At 70.4% G+C, this 17,058-nt stretch carries 18 protein-coding genes; 6 read left to right on the top strand and 12 right to left on the bottom strand.

The features are described 5' to 3' along the window. Positions 1-95 precede the first annotated feature (95 nt). Positions 96-1,016 carry a 3-methyladenine DNA glycosylase gene (locus tag ACEN2M_RS03690; RefSeq protein WP_441646778.1) on the top strand — a complete coding sequence of 307 codons (921 nt, stop codon included), beginning with the start codon at positions 96-98 and terminating at the stop codon, positions 1,014-1,016. Positions 1,017-1,139: 123 nt separating this feature from the next. On the opposite strand, the gene ACEN2M_RS03685 is transcribed toward ACEN2M_RS03690, so the two are convergent. Then, entirely contained in the window at positions 1,140-1,859 is a 720-nt protein-coding gene (locus ACEN2M_RS03685) for an NAD(P)H-hydrate epimerase (RefSeq protein ID WP_441646777.1), read from the bottom strand. 69 nt (positions 1,860-1,928) lie between these two features. On the opposite strand from ACEN2M_RS03685, the gene ACEN2M_RS03680 reads away from it, so the two are divergent. From ACEN2M_RS03680 to ACEN2M_RS03665, 4 genes are all read left to right on the top strand, one after another. Beyond that, complete coding sequence (locus tag ACEN2M_RS03680; RefSeq protein ID WP_441646776.1) at positions 1,929-2,891, top strand: 1-phosphofructokinase family hexose kinase; 963 nt, start codon at positions 1,929-1,931, stop codon at positions 2,889-2,891. Positions 2,892-2,932: 41 nt separating this feature from the next. Then, positions 2,933-3,250 (top strand): hypothetical protein, encoded by a 318-nt coding sequence (locus ACEN2M_RS03675; RefSeq protein ID WP_441646775.1) that lies wholly within the window; start codon positions 2,933-2,935, stop codon positions 3,248-3,250. 126 nt (positions 3,251-3,376) lie between these two features. Further along, the gene (locus tag ACEN2M_RS03670) at positions 3,377-3,847 is read left to right on the top strand and encodes a DoxX family protein (protein WP_441646774.1); all 471 of its coding nucleotides are present in this window, start codon (positions 3,377-3,379) and stop codon (positions 3,845-3,847) included. A gap of 4 nt (positions 3,848-3,851) precedes the next feature. Beyond that, the gene (locus ACEN2M_RS03665) at positions 3,852-4,481 is read left to right on the top strand and encodes a TetR/AcrR family transcriptional regulator (protein WP_441646773.1); all 630 of its coding nucleotides are present in this window, start codon (positions 3,852-3,854) and stop codon (positions 4,479-4,481) included. 188 nt (positions 4,482-4,669) lie between these two features. On the opposite strand, the gene ACEN2M_RS03660 is transcribed toward ACEN2M_RS03665, so the two are convergent. The 8 genes from ACEN2M_RS03660 to ACEN2M_RS03625 form a co-directional block, all read right to left on the bottom strand. Next, on the bottom strand, positions 4,670-6,907 hold the full coding sequence (locus tag ACEN2M_RS03660; protein WP_441646772.1) for a UvrD-helicase domain-containing protein: 2,238 nt from the start codon (positions 6,905-6,907) through the stop codon (positions 4,670-4,672). 165 nt (positions 6,908-7,072) lie between these two features. Beyond that, on the bottom strand, positions 7,073-9,640 hold the full coding sequence (locus ACEN2M_RS03655; protein ID WP_441646771.1) for an ATP-dependent Clp protease ATP-binding subunit: 2,568 nt from the start codon (positions 9,638-9,640) through the stop codon (positions 7,073-7,075). A gap of 216 nt (positions 9,641-9,856) precedes the next feature. Then, complete coding sequence (locus tag ACEN2M_RS03650) at positions 9,857-10,468, bottom strand: hypothetical protein (RefSeq protein WP_441646770.1); 612 nt, start codon at positions 10,466-10,468, stop codon at positions 9,857-9,859. A gap of 69 nt (positions 10,469-10,537) precedes the next feature. After that, a complete protein-coding gene (locus ACEN2M_RS03645) occupies positions 10,538-10,855 on the bottom strand; it encodes a carboxymuconolactone decarboxylase family protein (protein WP_441646769.1) in 318 nt (105 codons plus the stop codon). A gap of 164 nt (positions 10,856-11,019) precedes the next feature. Continuing rightward, on the bottom strand, positions 11,020-11,808 hold the full coding sequence (locus ACEN2M_RS03640; RefSeq protein ID WP_441646768.1) for an ATP-binding cassette domain-containing protein: 789 nt from the start codon (positions 11,806-11,808) through the stop codon (positions 11,020-11,022). Further along, a complete protein-coding gene (locus ACEN2M_RS03635; protein ID WP_441646767.1) occupies positions 11,805-12,857 on the bottom strand; it encodes an ABC transporter permease in 1,053 nt (350 codons plus the stop codon). The genes ACEN2M_RS03640 and ACEN2M_RS03635 overlap by 4 nt, the downstream gene beginning before the upstream one ends. Continuing rightward, complete coding sequence (locus ACEN2M_RS03630) at positions 12,854-13,882, bottom strand: sugar ABC transporter substrate-binding protein (RefSeq protein ID WP_441646766.1); 1,029 nt, start codon at positions 13,880-13,882, stop codon at positions 12,854-12,856. Before ACEN2M_RS03630 ends, ACEN2M_RS03635 begins: the two co-directional genes overlap by 4 nt. Positions 13,883-13,994: 112 nt before the next feature. Continuing rightward, a complete protein-coding gene (locus ACEN2M_RS03625; RefSeq protein WP_441646765.1) occupies positions 13,995-14,576 on the bottom strand; it encodes a DinB family protein in 582 nt (193 codons plus the stop codon). A 57-nt stretch (positions 14,577-14,633) separates the two neighbouring features. On the opposite strand from ACEN2M_RS03625, the gene ACEN2M_RS03620 reads away from it, so the two are divergent. Next, a complete protein-coding gene (locus tag ACEN2M_RS03620; protein WP_441646764.1) occupies positions 14,634-15,128 on the top strand; it encodes a DNA alkylation repair protein in 495 nt (164 codons plus the stop codon). Positions 15,129-15,130: 2 nt separating this feature from the next. Here ACEN2M_RS03620 and ACEN2M_RS03615 read toward each other — a convergent pair whose 3' ends face one another. From ACEN2M_RS03615 to ACEN2M_RS03605, 3 genes are read right to left on the bottom strand one after another with little or no spacing between them, the layout of a single operon-like run. Beyond that, positions 15,131-15,724: an NAD(P)-dependent alcohol dehydrogenase gene (locus ACEN2M_RS03615; RefSeq protein ID WP_441646763.1), complete on the bottom strand. Its 594-nt coding sequence runs from the start codon at positions 15,722-15,724 to the stop codon at positions 15,131-15,133. Positions 15,725-15,744: 20 nt separating this feature from the next. After that, positions 15,745-16,101 (bottom strand): alcohol dehydrogenase catalytic domain-containing protein, encoded by a 357-nt coding sequence (locus tag ACEN2M_RS03610; protein WP_441646762.1) that lies wholly within the window; start codon positions 16,099-16,101, stop codon positions 15,745-15,747. A gap of 42 nt (positions 16,102-16,143) precedes the next feature. After that, a complete protein-coding gene (locus ACEN2M_RS03605) occupies positions 16,144-17,046 on the bottom strand; it encodes an alpha/beta fold hydrolase (protein ID WP_441646761.1) in 903 nt (300 codons plus the stop codon). Positions 17,047-17,058 lie beyond the last annotated feature (12 nt).

Genomic DNA, 17,058 nt, shown 5'->3' with positions numbered 1-17,058 from the left:
TTCCACCTAGTGACTACTCTAGGGGGGATCCTCCGAAAGCGCGACCCTCGCCACCGTCTGGGTCGGCGCCGACTGACCGCGAGTACCCTCGAAAGGTGCCCATCTCCCCCGCCACCGAGCCCACAACGCTCGCGGCCGCGGACTGGCGTGAGCTGGAGCGGCGGCATCAGGAGCGCGCGGACGCCGCCACCCGGGGACGCCGGGAACGCGCCGGCACCGAGCACACCCATCCGGTCGACGACTTCCTGTTCACCTACTACCCGTTCCGTCCTGGGCTGCTCCGGCGCTGGCACCCTGGGGCGAACGTCGTGCTGCAGGGCGCGGCCGCCGACGAGCGCGCCACCTGGAAGTGGTACCGCTCGGCCGACAACGATGTGGTCGTGGACCACGCCGCCTTCACCCAGAAGAACGCGCGCAGCATCCGCTTCATAGTGAACCTTCTGGGCCGAACGGCACAGCGGGCCGGCAACTTCGGCTGCTTCGGCCTGCACGAGTGGGCCATGGTCTACCAACAGGGTGAACACCGCCACGAATCCCCGCTGCGGCTCAGCCAGGACGACACCGACACCGTGGTGGAAACCCACCGAATCAACTGCACGCACTTCGATGCGTTCCGCTTCTTCACACCCGCCGCCGTTGACCTCAACTTCGAGCAGGCCCACCCCGTTCGGCCGAGCCGGGAAAACCAGCCCCAGCTCGAGCAACCCGGCTGCCTGCACGCGGGAATGGACGTCTACAAGTGGGCCATCAAGCTGGGTCCGCTGGTTCCCGGAGACCTGTTGCTGGACTGCTTCGACCTCGCCCGCGACATCCGGGAGCTCGATATGCAGGCATCGCCGTACGATCTCACCGCGTGGGGCTACACCCCGGTGGCAATCGAAACGCCGGCCGGCAAGGCGGAGTACGTGCGACGTCAGCGCGGATTCACCGAGCGGAGCAACGTCTTGCGGGCCCGGGTGATCGCCGCGGTCGACCTGCTGCCCGACTCCTCGACCGAGGCCTGGATTCGCACCTAGCGCGCAGACTCACGGGCGTTGGAGGGACCGTGTTGCCCCGCTCGCGTTCTGGCAGCCGCAGCGACAAGTCCATCCGGCGGAACGCGTGGGTCGGCGAGGCGGGAGCATGCCTGGCCTGCCGGCTCAGGCGAGATCGCGACGGCGGATGCGCTCCAACTCGACGCCGATGCCGATGTCGGCCACGACGACCCGGCCGGCGTAGTCGGCGCCGGGGTGCGTCAAAAGCCCCGGTTTGCAGCCGCCGAAGGTGACGGTGAGGTCGGCCCGCAGCACCATGGGATCTGGCACGCTGCCGTCGTCCACGCCGATGCCGCTGGGCAGGTCGACGGCCACGACGAGGGGCGGGTGTTCGCCAGAGAGCACAGGCGCGATCGCGGCCACGGTCGTGCGCGCCGCCCCGCGCAGCGCCGGGCCGGCCGTGTTCCCGGTGCCCAGGATGCCATCCAGGATCAGGTCGGCCGCCCGGGCGAGCCCTGTGACCACCTCGGGCAGCTCGTCGACGGGCCGCAGGTCGGCGCCCCGCGCGAGCGCCGCCTCGAGCGCCTCGGGGTGCAGACGGTCACTGGTGGGCAGGATGCACAGGCCGGCACCCTGACCGGCCAGCAGCTCCGCGGCGAACAGGGCATCCGCGCCGTTATTGCCCGAACCGGCCAGCACCAGCACTCGCGCGCCCCTCACCCCGGCTCCCCCGATGCCGCCGCGGCGCGCCGTGAGGAGCGTCACGGCCTCGGCAGCGAGAGCCTCGGCCGCCCTGGCCATGAGCGGCACGCCCCGCTCCAGGAACGGGGCCTCTGCCTCGCGCACCTGGGCGGCGGTGTAGGTCTGGACGGGTGGGTTCTGCACGCCGCCACCCTACGCCGCACTCGGCCGCATCCGGCGCCCCCGCACCTGCCCGGGTCCTACGCTGGAGGCATGAATGCCTCCAGGTCGACACCGCTGCGGCCGATACTCACGCTCACCGTCAATCCAGCCCTCGATGTCAGCACCTCGACAGAGACCGTGGTCGGCGAGCACAAGATGCGCTGCGGCCTGTCCCGCCTCGATCCGGGCGGCGGCGGCATCAACGTCTCCCGCGTCATCCAGCGGCTCGGTGGCCAGACTCTCGCGATCTACGCCGCCGGCGGACCGACCGGTGATGCCTACCGCAAGCTCATCGAGGCCGAGGGCACCCCCACCGTGGTGGTGCCCATCGCGGGCAGCACCCGGGAGAGCTTCACCGTCGACGAAACGTCCACGGGCCAGCAATTCCGCTTCGTGCTGCAGGGGCCAGAGCTCACCGAACCCGAATGGCGGGCCTGTCTCGCCAGGGTGGAGGAATCCATTCCGCACGGCGGCTATGTCGTGGCCAGCGGCAGCCTGCCGCCGGGCGTGCCCGACGACTTCTACGCCAGGGTGGCCCGCCTGGCCCGCGCGCACGACGCCCGCTGCATAGTGGATGCGTCCGGCCCCGCCCTCGCGGAGGCCCTCGCCGAGGGGGTGTACCTGGTCAAGCCCAGTGGACGCGAACTCGGCGAGCTGGTGGGCTCGTCGCTGAACACCGAGGAGAGCCAGATCACCGCCGCGAGCACGCTCGTCGAACGCGGCTCGGCCGAGTTCGTGGCCCTCACCCTCGGCGGCGCCGGAGCCGTGCTCGCCTCCGCGACCGGCGTCATCCGCCTGCCCGTGCCCAAGGTGACGGTGCAGAGCACAGTGGGCGCCGGCGATAGCTTTCTCGGCGCCTTCGTGCTGCGCATCGCGCAGGGTCACGATGCACCGGCGGCGTTCCGCGCCGCGGTGGCGGCGGGCAGCGCCACGGCCATGACTCCGGCCACCGAGCTCTGCCACCGCATCGATGTTGAAAGGCTGGAGGCCGAACTGGCCCTGATCACCCTCTGAGTCGGGCCCGATCGGCGGGCAGCGAGATTAGGGTGGGTCACATGAAGCTGACCCCGATCGACCCGCCCGGCCGGAGCTTTTCTCGCTGGCTGACCGACGAAGAGGTGGGCCAGGTGCTTGCCGCGAGCCGCGGCTGGCGCCTGGGCGCCGACGGCAGTGTTGTCGCGGGCACCCTTCGCAAGACCACGGTGGCACCGTCACTGGCAGCCCTGGGCGCCACGGCCGCCGCCCATCGCTGGATCAGCCGACCGTCCCAGGCCGGCAGCGACGGCAGCGGGCCGACCCACGTGATGTGGGGCGTGTTCGAGGCGCGCACGGATGCCGAGGTGACGGCCCTGGTTGCCGCCGCCGTCGGCTGAATCCGGCGCCGCACGAGGACCACGGTCACATTGACCACCGGGTCATTGACCCATCGGTCAATGTAGGATCGAGGTGTCGCTCCCCCAGCGACTCCCCGTCCACCAGCCAGCACCGAAAGCCGCGTCATGACCCTCCTCGCCCCGCAGAAGAAGCGCACCACCATCCTCCGCACCGTCTTCCGCCTGGTGCTCGGCGCCTTCCTGCTCCTGGCCGGCATCAGCCACCTCACCGTCAACCGCGAGGCCTTCCTGGCCCAGGTGCCCACCTGGCTGCCGCTCGAGGGCGACTTCGTCGTCGTCGCCTCGGGCGTCGTGGAGATCGTGCTGGGTGCGGCATTGCTCGCCCTGGGCCGGTACCGCGTGCAGGTGGGCTTCGTCGTCGCCGCGTTCTTCATCGCCATCTTCCCCGGCAACATCTCCCAGCTGGTCACGCAGACCGACTCGTTCGGGCTGAACACCGACCTTGACCGCACCATCCGCCTGGTGTTCCAGCCCGTGCTGGTGCTCTGGGCGCTCTGGTCGACCGGCGCGTGGCAGGCCTGGCGCGAGCACCGTGCCGCGCAGCGCACCGCCCAGCGCACCGACCGGAACGCCTGAGCACATGGGCGGACCCAAGATGCCCGAACAGGAGCGCTGCGACGCGATCCTCGCCGCCGCGTACGACATCGCGGTCGCCGAGGGCCTCGACGCCGTCACCGCCCGACGGGTCGCCTCCGCGGCCGGCATCTCCCCCGGGCTGGTCTTCTTCCACTTCCAGTCGAAGGACGGCCTGCTGCAGGCACTGCTCGACGTGTTGCTGGACGGCACCCTCGACGCCCTCACCGACCCCGGCCTGGCCGACCTGGCGCCGTGGGACCGGCTCGAGCGGATGATCCGGGGCGAGCTGGAACGGATGCAGGAGTACCACGCCGGTGTCGAGCTGCTCTTCGCCTTCTACTTCGCCCGGCGGGACGACCTGTTCCGGCCTCGCATCGAGGCCTCGTTCGGGCGCTATCTGGAGGCGTTCCTGCCGGTATGCCGCGAACTCGTCTCCGCTGGTGGCGCCGCGGGTGGCGCAGCGGGTGCCGGCCTGGGCGACACGCAGGGCAGCGCCTCGGCAGACGACCTCGCGGCCACGGCCGTCGCCCTCGTGCAGGGCGCGTCGATCCAGGCCATCCGCAACCCGGCGTCGTTCAATCCAGAGGCCTTGCTTGCGACGCTGCGGGCCTTCCGACCTGCGCCGGCTGCGTAGGTCAGCTCGCCGAGTTGCCGCAAAGTCCCCCTTGACAGGTATTGAAGGGGGACTTCGCCCGAAGTCGCCGACACGCTATCCGTCGACTTCCGCCCCAGGGCCTCATGGCGGGCAGCGAAGTGGCGTTGTGCGCCAAGTCGGCGGCAGAGTGGATGCGCTGCGGATGCGCTGCGGATGCGCTCCGGAAACTAGGGCAGGTCGTCCAGCCCGGCCGGCAACGGGCCGTCGCTCACCAGGTAGAGGCGCTGGGTGGCGCGGGTCATCGCCACGTACAGGGCACCGGCGCCGCGCTCGGAGGCCTCCACGATCGCGGCCGGGTCGACCACAACAACGGCGTCGAACTCGAGGCCCTTGGAGTCCTGCGGGGTGAGCAGCGCGATGTCGCGCAGCAACCCGGCCGAACCCCGGCCGATGGCGTCACCGAATTCGGCGGAGAGGGCCTGATAGAGGGCGTCGATGGCGGGCTCGAGCACGATCACCGCGACGGTGCCGCCCACCCCCAGGGCGCGTTCGCGGCGCACGGCGTCGAGCGCATCCGTCAACACGTCGACCGGCCAGTCACTGGCGCGCACTGTGCGAGACGCCGTGATCGGCAGGCCATGCGCCACCGCCATTTTCTCGGCGGCCTCGGCGATCTGGCTGGGCGTGCGGTAGTTCACCGTGAGCTCTTCCAACCGCCAGCGGTCGGCCTCGAAGGAGGCCTCGAGCACGGGGGCGAGAGCCTCCCGCCAGCTGTTGGCGGCGGCGGCAGCCGCGGCCTGGGCGATGTCGCCCACGATGGTGAACGACCGGCGGGGCCCGCGACGCATCAGCAACCGCCACTGCATGGGCGAGAGCTCCTGGGCCTCGTCCACGATCACATGGCCGTAGGTCCAGCTGCGATCCAGCGCGGCGCGTTCGGCCGTGGTGGCCCGGTCGCCGAGCTCGGCGAAGTTGTCGGCGAGGGCCTTCGCGTTCACGAGGCCTTTCACGTCCATGTTCTTGATCGCCAGTTCGGCGTTCTCGATGTCGCGCTTGCGCTGTTCCTTGGCCTCGCGCTTCTGGGCGGCGTCGACGGCGCTGTATTCGCCGAGGTGTTCGGCCGCCTCGTCGAGCAGGGGGATGTCGGCGATCGTGAACTCGGCATCGCGCGGGCGGTAGAGCAGGGCGCGCTGAGCAGCCCGCCAGCGTGGGGTCAGTTGTTCGAGCCATTGCGGGCGGGCGTAGAGGTCCTGCACGAGCTTCTGTGGCGTGAGCGGCAGCCAGGCTGTGTTCAGCGCCACCCGCACGTCATCGGCCAGGCGCAGGTCTTCCCGCAGCATGGGCAGGTCGGTGTCGTCCATCGACCGGCCCTGCCTCTTCAGCTGCTCGAGCCATTCCCGGGCCAGCGAGTTGAGGGCGTGCTTGACGAAAACCACCCGGGCCTCGTTGTGCGGCTTGCCGCCGGAGCGGGCCCGGTGGATGGCCGATTCGATCAGCTGGGGCACCAGCACCAGGGTGTCGCCGTTCACGAGCAGCTTCTGGCTCGCGGCCGGCACCTTCTGCCGGCTCTTCACAGCGCGTGCGATGAGGTCGGCCATGAAGGTCTGGCCCTTGAGGGCGGCGACGGCCGGGGCGTCTTCGTGGCTGGCCTCGACGCCGGGGAACAGCTGGCCCACCGAGGCGAGCACCACCCCGGTCTCGCCGAGCGAGGGCAGCACGGCTTCGATGTACTGCAGGAACGAGGTGGACGGGCCAACGATGAGCACCCCGGAGTTCTGCAGCCGGTCGCGGTGGGTGTACAGCAGGTAGGCGGCCCGGTGCAGCGCTACGGCGGTCTTGCCGGTGCCGGGGCCACCCTGCACGACGAGCACACCGTTCAGCTCCGAGCGGATGATGCGGTCCTGCTCGGCCTGAATGGTCGACACGATGTCGGACATATGCCCGGTGCGCTGCGCGGTGAGCGCCGAGAGCAGTGCCCCCTCGCCCTGGTGCAGGTTGGCGGTGTCGCCGTCCAGCAGCGCGGCATCCAGAATCTCGTCTTCGATGCGGATGATGCGGCGCCCGCTGGAGAGCAGGTGGCGGCGCGAGCGGGCTCCGAGCGGCGTCGCCGCCGTGGCCTGGTAGAAGGCGCTGGCCTGCGGCACCCGCCAGTCGAGCAGGATCGGCTGCAGGTTCTCATCGCGCAGGCCCACTCTGCCGATGTACCTGTAGACCGGGGCGCCGTCTTCCGGGGCGGTTTCCAGCCGGCCGAAGGCGAGCCTGTCGTCGACCTCGCGCAGCTGCACGATGCGGTCCTCGTAGGTGCGGGCGAAGGTGTCGCGTTCGGAGCGGGACTGGTGGTTTCCACCGACGTCGAGCATCCGCACGGCCTTCAGCTGGCCCTCGGCCTCCCGCTGCAGTGCGTCAAGTCGCGCGTACAGCGTTGCGACGTAGTCCTGTTCCCGTGCGAGCTCCTGATCAACCACTCAAACACCTCTCAAATCAAACGACCAGTTTAGTCGCTGGCGATGCGGATGAGTTTCGGTCAGCTCCGCGGGTCGTCACGAGCGGATTCCGCCCGCGTCCGAGCGGCCGAAAAGCCCCGGCCGGGACCTGTGCAGGTTCCGGCCGGGGCGTTTCGGGGGCGATCTTTACGCCGCCAGCGGCATCCGCGCCGGTTCGGCGGCGACCCGCAGGGCGCCGTCGGCGACGGTGACCGCCACCACTCCACCGGCGCCGAGCTCGGAGGCCACCAGCAGGTCGGCGATCCTGTCGTCAAGCTGGCGCTGGATGACCCGGCGGAGCGGCCGGGCCCCGTACTCGGGTTCGTAGCCGGTCTCGGCGATCCAGTCCACGGCCGCTTCACTCACGGTGAGCGCGTGGCCCTGGGCAGCGAGGCGCGCCTCGGTCTGGGTCAGCAGCAGCCGCACGATCCGGCGCAGCTGTGGCTGATCGAGCTTCCGGAACAGCACGACCTCGTCGATCCGGTTGAGGAACTCCGGCCGCATGGCCTCGCGGAGCTTGGCCATCACGCGGTCCCGCAGCGCCTTCTCCGAGCCGAAGCCGTTGTGCGCTCCGTCCAGGTCGGCGGTGAAACCGAGCGCGCCGCTCCGGCTGGCCAGCACCTCTGAACCGATGTTCGAGGTCATGATCACCACCGTGTTGCGAAAGTCGACGGTGCGGCCCTGGCCGTCGGTGAGCCGGCCGTCGTCCAGCACCTGCAGGAGCAGGTTGAAGACGTCGGGGTGGGCCTTCTCGATCTCGTCGAGCAGCACCACCGAGTAGGGGTTCCGTCGCACGTGTTCGGTCAGCTGGCCGGCCTCGTCGTAGCCGACGTAGCCGGGAGGGGCGCCGACCAGGCGGCTGACGGTGTGGCGTTCGCTGAACTCGCTCATGTCGAAGCGCAGCATGGCCTTCTCGTCGCCGAAAAGCGACTCCGCCAGCGACTTGGCCAGCTCCGTCTTGCCGACGCCGGTGGGGCCGAGGAAGAGGAAGCTGCCGACCGGGCGGTGGGCGTCACCCATGCCCGTGCGGTTGCGCCGCACGGCCTTGGCGATCACGGTCACCGCGTCGTCCTGGCCGATGACCCGCTGGTGCAGGTCGTCCTCGAGCTTGGCGAGGCGTTCGCGGTCACCCGCGGTGAGGCGGCTAGCCGGAATGCCGGTGGCGCGGGCGATGATCGCGGCGATCTCGGCCTCGTCCACCACGGCGGAGGGTGCCGGCACACCGGCATCCACACCCTGACTGGCCACGGCGGCCTCGATCGACTCCGCCAGCGCCTCGGCTTCGTCCCGCAAGCGGGACGCCTCTTCGTAGGCCTCCGCGGCGACCGCGAGGGTCTTCGCGGTCTCGAGGGCGGTCTGCTGTTCGCGCAGCCCCTCGATGTCGACCCGGGAACCCAGCGCCAGCCGGGCGCGGGCGCCGGCCTGGTCGATCAGATCGATGGCCTTGTCGGGCAGGAACCGGTCGGGGATGTACCGGGCGCTCATCTCGACGGCGGCGCGGAGCGCGGCATCCGTGTAGCGCACCGAGTGGTGCTCGGCGTAGCGGTCCTGCAGGCCGGCGAGGATCAGCACGGCGTCTTCGATGCTCGGCTCCCCCACCCGCACGGGCTGGAAGCGGCGTTCGAGCGCGGGGTCCTTCTCGACCTTGCGGTACTCGTTCAGGGTGGTGGCGCCGACGACGTGCAGCTCGCCGCGCGCCAGGCGGGGCTTGAGGATGTTGCCGGCGTCCATGCCGCCCTCGCCGGCGCCACCGGCGCCGACCACCGTATGCAGCTCGTCGATGAAGACGATGATCTCGTCGCTTCGCTCGCTGATCTCATCCATGGTCTTGGTGAGGCGCTCCTCGAAGTCTCCGCGGTAGCGGGTGCCCGCGAGCATGGCCGGCAGGTCGAGTGCGATGACGCGCTTGCCGCGCAGCTGTTCGGGAACCAGGCCGTCGACGATGGCCTGGGCCAGGCCCTCGACCACGGCGGTTTTGCCCACGCCGGCCTCGCCGATCAGCACCGGGTTGTTCTTGGTGCGCCGGGAGAGGATCTCGACGGTTTGTTCGATCTCGTCGCCGCGGCCGATCACCGGGTCGAGCTTGCCGGAGCGGGCGCGTTCGGTGAGGTCGGTGCCGTAGGTGTCGAGCATCGGGGTGTCGGAGGTGCCGGCCGTGCTGCCCGCTGCGGCGTTGGCCTCGTCGGCCTCGGCCTGCTGGGCGCCGGCCTGCAGCGATTCGGCGGTGACGCCGGATTCGGCGAGCACACGGGCGGCGGGCGAATCCTGGTTGACCACGAACGCGAAGAACAGGTGCTCGGGGTCGATGTAGGTGGAGCCGAAGGCGCGGGCGACCTGGTGGGCATCCAGCAGGGCGCGCTGGGCCGACGGGGTCAGGCCGGGCGCGGACTGCGACTCCCGCTCGCTGGACTCGGGCAGGCGCTGTTCGGCGTCCGCCGCGATCGCGGCGGGGTCGCCGCCGGCACGGCGGATGGCCGAGGCGGCGGGTTCCTGCTCCACCATGACGCGCAGCAGGTGCAGGGCGTCGACGTGGGCGTGGCCGTGGTCGACCGCGAACTGCGCGGCCTGCACGAGGAGCTCGTGGGTGCGCCGGCTGAGCAGCCGGGTGATCTCGATGGGCCGTCCGCCCTGGGCGCGCTGGCCCTGCAGGTAGCGGGCCAGGAATTCGTCGAACGAGCCGTTCTCGGAACCGGCGGGGCCGAAGTATGTAGGCAAGGAAACCTCCTGGGGAATCTGAGCGAGGGCCGGACCCGGAACTGAGCCCCAAAGTTGAGTGCCCTCGACTCAAGTCAACGCCTGGGCCCGAGTTTCATTCCCGAAGCATCCTGACATTTCCCTGAATTGCTCCCGCGCGCTGCCGCGTCGAGTTCAGCAAGCCGACCCGCAGACCGCGTCGCCGGGTTTCGACAAGCTCAAACAACGCCCGGGGCGTCAGGAGGTGAGGTCGGCGCACTCGGGCGCGGCGCGGAAGGCCTGGCCCAGGGTGCTCGAGGTGTCCTGCATCGCCGTCGTGATGGTCTGCACGGTGGCGGCGACATCCGAGAGCACGGTGCCGGTGTCGCCGACGAGCGTTGCCAGCGCATCCACCAGGGCGGCACCCGTGGTTCCCTGCACCGCGCTGGCGCTGGCTTGGAGGGTCTTCAGGGACTGGTCAACAGTGTCGATCGAGTCCTGCACGGCCTTGAGCTCCGGATCGTTGCCCATGTTCTCCGGCGGCGACGTGACCGTGTCGACCAGCGCGCTCGTCGAAGCGGAGACGGTGTCCATCTGCTTCGATACCGCGGTGCCCACCGAGTCGCCGCCGGTAGCTGCCGCCGTGGCGAGCCCCTGAACGTCGTTTTTCACGGTGGTCGTGTCGCTGCAGACCGTGCCGGCCCAGGTGATCTGCGCGGCGGTCGGCGGTGCTGCCGTCTGCCCGGCCGTCGCTGTGGCCGTGGACGAGGCCGACGGGGTGGAGCTGCTCGTGGAGGAATCGGAGCTGTCAACACCGGCACATCCGGCAAGGAGCACCAGCAGAGCCATGACGACGATGGGCTTCTTCACAAGGTGCTCCTTACTGGAGGTGCTGCCTGGAGGTGCTGCACGAGGATGTCGCCGCCGGGGACTCCGGCGTTACTGGGTGTCGCCTTCGGAGTCGAGTTGGATCGCGAGGTCGAAGGCCTCCACGATCTTGCGCGCCGACGAGAGCAGCCGCGGCGTGCCGACGATCGGGGCCACGGCGACGAGCACGTCCTCGATGTCATCGACGGTCAGCCCCACCTCCGCTGCCGGTCCGACGTGCAAGAAGTACGAGCCGACGGGCGCATCCACGGCCACCAGGGCCGCGATCCTTGCGATCATCAGCGCGCGCGGGTCGAGGTCGGTGCGGGCCAGCGAGACAGCGTTGATCTCGGCCGCCACATCCAGTATCGGGGTTGTTCCTGTTGCCATGACTATCGCTCCAATTCCAGGGCCGTGCCCTGTCGGTGTTCGACTACTGCGGGGTTCTCACGCGGCAGACGGTAGCAACCAATCCAGGTGCGGCCGATGGCGCCGCCTCGGAATCCCCCGAAACGGATGAGGCCCCGCAGCCGGCACTCACCCGGCCGGAACGCTCAGCCCCGTTCGATCTCCCGGGCCAGCGACTCCAGTTCGGCGCCGCCGGCCATCAGCCGGGTCAGCTCGTCGATGCTGATGCCCGCCTTGTCGAACTCGCCGAGGCTGGCGCCGCGGTTGAGCACCAGGAATCTGTCTCCCACCGGGTACGCGTGGTGCGGGTTGTGGGTGACGAACACCACACCGAGGCCCCGGTCCCGGGCCTGCGCCACGTAGCGCAGCACCACACCGGCCTGCTTCACGCCGAGCGCCGAGGTGGGCTCGTCGAGGATGACGACCCTCGCGCCGAAGTAGATGGCCCTGGCGATGGCGACCGACTGCCGCTCCCCACCGGAGAGCGTGCCGATGGGTTGGTCGACGTCACGGAGGTCGATGCCCATCCGGCCCAGCTGCGCCAGCGTGATCGCCCGCATCTCGGCGACCCTGAGCCGCGAGAACAGTCCGAAACCTGCGCTGAGCTCGGCGCCGAGGAAGAAGTTCCGCCAGACCGGCATCAGCCCCACGATGGCGAGGTCCTGGTAGACCGTGGCGATGCCGGCGTCGAGCGCGTGCCGCGGACCTGTGAAGCGCTCGGCCCGGCCGTCGAGCAGCAGCTCACCGGAGGAGTGCGGATGCACACCGGCGAGGATCTTGAGCAGGGTGGATTTGCCCGCGCCGTTGTCGCCCAGCACGCAGAGCACCTCGCCGGCGCCGACCGAGGTGGAGACATCGCTGAGCGCGATGACCGAGCCGTAGACCTTGCCGACCCCGCGCACCTCGAGGATGGGCGCCGTGGTGGCGGCGTTCATGCGCGCACCCCGGCCTGGCGGCGCACCGACAGGTTCACCAGCACCGCGAGCAGCAGCATCCCGCCCAGGAACGCCTTGAGCCAGTTGTTGTCCCACTGCGCGAACACGATGCCCTGCAGGATCATGCCGTAGATCAGCGCGCCCAGGGCGGCGCCGATCGCGGAACCGTAGCCGCCGGTGAGCAGGCAACCGCCCACGACGGCGCAGATGATGTAGATGAATTCCTGGCCGATGCCGGTGGTGGCCTGCACGGTGGCCACGTCGAAGAGCGAGAGCATGCCCACCAGCCAGCCGGCCGCGGCCGTGCCCATGAACAGGCCGATGCGGGTGCGCTTGACCGGCACACCCGTCTGCACGGCGCTCTGCAGCTGCCCGCCGATCGCGAAGATCCAGTTGCCGTACCGGGTGCGCAGCAAGAGCCAGCTGGCGACGACGGTGATGCCGAGCCACCAGAACACCGACACCTTGAGGCTCAGCCCCAGCACCGGGACGGTCGAGCCGAAGATCGCCTTGCCCACGTCGAAGCCGGGCACCAGGGTCATGCCCTGAATCGCGACCTGGCCGGTGACGAGCTTGGTGCCGGCCAGGTTCAGCCCCTGCAGAATGAAGAACGTGCCCAGCGTGACGATGAAGCTCGGGATGCCGGTCTTCACGACGAGCACCCCGTTGAGGGCGCCGACCGCCAGGGCGATCAGCAACGCGAGCAGCATCGCCAGCCACAGGTTCATGCCCCACTGGGTGGTGAACGCGCCCACCAGCAGCCCGGTCGTGCCGGTCATGGCGCCGGCGGACAGGTCGAATTCGCCGCCGATCATGAGCAGCGCCACAGCGACGGCCATGATGCCGAACAGCGAGGCGGAGTAGAGCCAGGTGGCCACGCCGGCCGGCGACAGGAATGACGACGTCGTCAGGGAGAAATAGGTGAAGATGGCCAGCGCGGCCACGAGCGCCCCGATCTCGGGTCGGCGCAGCAACCGCACGACCGGATGTGTCGCGGCCAGCCGTTCGTCGAGCCCCGGCGCGGTGCCCGGGTTGGTGAGCACGGTCATCGGGTGCCGTTGCCGGCGAATTCGGCGACCTGGCCGGCGTTGTCCTTGATGACGAAGCCCGGCCCGGAGTACACAGGCTGGCCGCCGCCGACGACGTTGCCGTTGGTGTAGAACAGCTCGAAGAAGTCCACCGGCAGGTAACCCTGCAGGTAGGGCTGCTGGTCCACGGCGAAGAGGATGCTGCCGTTCTCGATCAGGCTCGTGACGTCGGCGGAGACGTCGAAGGTGCCGATCTGCGCGTCGCTGCCGGCATCGGCCACGGCCTGTGCGGCGGCGACTCCCACCGCCGAGTTGAGGGTCAGCACCCCGTCGATGCTCGGATCGGCCAGCAGGGCGCTCGTGATGGTGTTCTGGGCATCCGCGACGTTGGCGATGTCGACCTGCAGGTTGGTCAGGCTGCCGTCGAGGGTGTCGGCGGCGCCGGCGCAGCGGTCCTCGAGCCCGGCGTTGCCGGCCTCGTGGATGACGCAGATGACCTTTTTCGCCGACGCCTCGGTGAGCTGGGTGCCGGCCCCCTGCCCGGCGAGGTACTCGCTCTGGCCGACGTGGGTCATGGCGCCGAGTGCGGCGGATTCGTCGGCGCCGGAGTTGATGGTGATGACGGGGATGTCGGCGGCGACGGCATCCGTGATGGCGCCGGCCAGGCCCTCCGGGTTGGCCATCGACACGATGATGCCGTCGACCTTGGCGGCGATCGCGGTCTCGATCAGCTGGCTCTGCTTCTGCACGTCGGGGTCACCCTGGTAGGTGATGGTGGCGCCGTAGACGTTTCCGGCGGCCTCCGCGCCGGTCTTCACGACGTCCCAGAACGCGTCGCCGGGCACCGAGTGCACCACCAGGGCGTAGGTGCGTCCGGAGTCGCCGGCCGCCGCCGCGCCGGCTCCGGAGCCGGCTCCGGTTTGGGTGATGGGCTGGCCGGTGCAGGCGGTGAGGGCGAGCAGGGCCAGACCGGCGCCGGCGCCGACGAGGGTTCGGCGGGCAGAGATTCGGCGGGCAGAGATTCGGCGGGCAGAGATTCTCGACACGGGTGGCATCGTCCTTCGGTTTCGGGCGCGATTCAGCGCGGCCTTTTCAGGCGCAGTCCACCTTAGGCGTCCAAGCGGCCAACATTGCAGTCGGGGCGCCGGGCAGCCGGCCTCAGGCCTGCCGGGCGGTCTGCTCCAGCCGGTCGCGGTAGCCGGCCCACCAGTCCGGGCCGGCCGGCGGCACATTGTCGTTGTCGGCCCGCAGACCGACCGCCCCATCGATCAGTTCGCGCACGATGTCGGCATGGCCGGCATGCCGGTGGGTCTCGGCGATCAGGTGCACCAGGATCAGGTGCAGGGGCACCACATCCCGGCCCTCGGACCACCACGCCACCCGGCCGAGGCCGTCCAGGGGCACCGCATCGATCGTGGCCTCGGAGTGCTCCCCGACCCGCCGGTACAGGTCGACGATGCCCGTGCGGGTCTCATCGAGGGTGGCCCACATATCGGCGTTGTCCTCGGTGTCGTCGTCGGTCCACGGCAGCGGCTCCGGGAACGGCCGGGCGAAGGTCACTCCGAGATAGCCGGCCTCGACCCCGGCCATGTGTTTCACCAGGCCCAAGAGATTGGTGCCCGTCGGCACCAGCGGCCGGCGGATGTCGTATTCGCTGAGCCCCTCGAGTTTCCAGATGAGCGCCTCGCGGCCCACCTGCAGGTAGCGGCGGAGGTCTGCTTTCATATCGGCGTCGGTCATGCCGACCAGCCTCCCAGATCGCGGGGCGAGTGCACAGCGATCGGCGAGAATGGATGCATGAGTACCGCCGGCGAGTGGGTGGACGCCACCCTGCAGCGGGAAAGCTCGTGGGAGCGCGCCGACGCCGATCGCGCCCGCCTGGGCGGGCGCCTCACCTTCTACGGGGCGTCGGTGGGCGCCGTGCGCGGCACCATCCGTGATGCCGGCCGCCGCTACCCGGGGCTCGGGCACGACGACATCACCGCCCTGAGTTCCGAACTGTGGGCGGTGCCGGTCTTCGAGCGCCGGCTGGCGGCTGTCGTGCTCTTGCAGTCTCACGTGCGGATGCTGCGCGCCTCCGACCTCACTCGCATCGAGGGGTTCCTGCGTGACGCGCAGCTCGGCGCCCTGGTGGATCCACTGACGCTTGATGTGGTGGCGCCGCTCGTCGGCGCCCTGACCGGGCCGGCCAGGGGCCGCGCCCAGGGTGTTCTCGACCGCTGGGCGCAGGATCCCAGTGCCGAACTGCGCCGGGCTGCCGCACTGCTCGGGGTCTCCGGTGGTGCGGCCTAGCCTCAGGGAGTGACGACGACCTTGCCTCGGATGCTGCCGTCGGTGAGGCGGCGCATGGCCGTCGCGGCCTCGGCGAGGGGATACACCTGGTCGATGACGGGCGCGATCGCTCCGCTCTCGAGCAGACCCGCGAGGGTATGCAGGTCGTCCTGGCGCATGATCGAGACCAGGCCGGTGAGCTTCTGGGGCACGAACGGCGACAGCAGCAGAGCCCGCAGGGCCCGCTCGAACCCAGCGGTCACCCGGCCACCGCCTTCGCCGCCGACCAGCACGAGGGTGCCTCGTGGCGCGAGCAGCTTGCGCAGCGACGAGACCGAGCGGTTGCCACCGGTTTCGAGCACGAGGTCGTAGCGCTCGCCCGACCGGGTGATGTCGCCGCGAGTGTAGTCGACGGCCGCATCGGCGCCGAGCGAGAGCACGTAATCGACCTTGGTGGTGCTGGCGACGCCCGTCACCTGGGCGCCGAATGTCTTGGCCAGCTGCACGGCATAGCCACCGACGGCTCCGGAGGCACCGATCACGAGCACCCGCTCCCCCGGGCCCGCGGCACGTAGCGGGGCGAGAGCCTGCATCGCCGTGACGGCCGAGGTCGGCACCGCCGCGGCCTGCTCGAAGCTCAGGGCCGCCGGCTTGGGCTCGAGCTTGTCGGCCCGCGCGAGCGCGTATTCGGCCAGGGATCCCTCGCAGACGCCGAAGACCTCGTCCCCCCCGGCGTGAACCGGGTGACATTGGCGCCGACGGCTTCGACCCGACCGGCGACATCCATGCCGCGCACCCGGGTCTTCGGACGGCGGAGGCCGAGCGCGGCCCGCGCGACGTAGGGCAGTCCGGTCATCACGTGCCAGTCGCCGATATTGAGGCTCGCTGCCCGCACCTGAAGGAGTACGTCGTCGTCACCGACGGCCGGGCGATCGATCTCGGCGGGGTGCAGAACGTCGGCCGATCCGTAGCTGTCCTGAACGATGGCCCTCATGGTGTGCCTCCGGCTGGTGTGATGTTCGTGGTCGGGTCTGGCTCAGGAGTGCGCGAGCAGCCAGTCCAACGCCGGCGCGCACTCGGTGAGGATGGAGATGTGGCCGTCGTCGGCACAGGCCCAGATTTCGGCGTGCGGGATGGTGCGGGCGAGCCAGGCACCGTGCCCGGGCGGCACCACCCTGTCGCGGCCGCCCTGCACGATCAGCACGGGCACCGAAATCGTTGCCACGTCGAATCCCCACGGCACCACGAACGCCATATCGTCATCGATGAGCCCATCCGGGCCCTCGGCGGAGGCCTCCCCCACGTCCGCGCCGAGCGCGGACCAGTCCTCCTCGAGCGCGGCGTAGTCGCGTTCCACGAAGCTGGCCGGGTCGAATTCAGCGGTCGCCTGGTGGTGCTCGCGGGCCGCCCTGCCGGAGAGCGCTGCGCGCAGGGCGCCCTCCGATGCCATGCCGGCGAAGAAGTCCAGGCCATCGGCGTCGATGGGCGCTATCGCGGCCAGGCATGCCGCGGCGATCACCCGTTCGGGCAGCAGGGCGGCGCAGGCCAGGGCGTGCGGGCCGCCGCCGGAGGCGCCCATCACCGCGAACCTGCCCAGCTGCAGGGCATCGGCGATGGCCGCCACATCCGCCACCGCCGAAGCGACGGTGCGGCCGGGCAGCGGGGTCGAGCCACCGTAGCTGGGCCGGCCATACGAGACCAGGCGGATGTCGCGTTGGCCCGCCGCCACCAGCAATGGTTCGAGCAGGGCACCGGTTTGCGGCGAACCGTGGTGCCACAGCACCGTGAGCCTGGCCGGTGCGGCGTCGCCCGGAGTGACGAAGTCACCGAGACCGTCGAGGTCGTCGGCCCCTGCGTTGGCGGTGCCGTGGGCGCCACCACTGTCATGCACCCGGAGCACGCGGCCGTCGGGCAGTCGCAGATCCTGCACGGACACCATCGGGCCAGCGTA

Origin of the sequence: Cryobacterium sp. W22_MBD10_FK3, from assembly GCF_052113745.1 — a bacterium.
Classification (GTDB): Bacteria; Actinomycetota; Actinomycetes; order Actinomycetales; family Microbacteriaceae; genus Cryobacterium.
The sequence above is the reverse complement of the archived record's forward strand: the minus strand, read 5'-3'. Positions and strand labels throughout refer to the sequence as shown.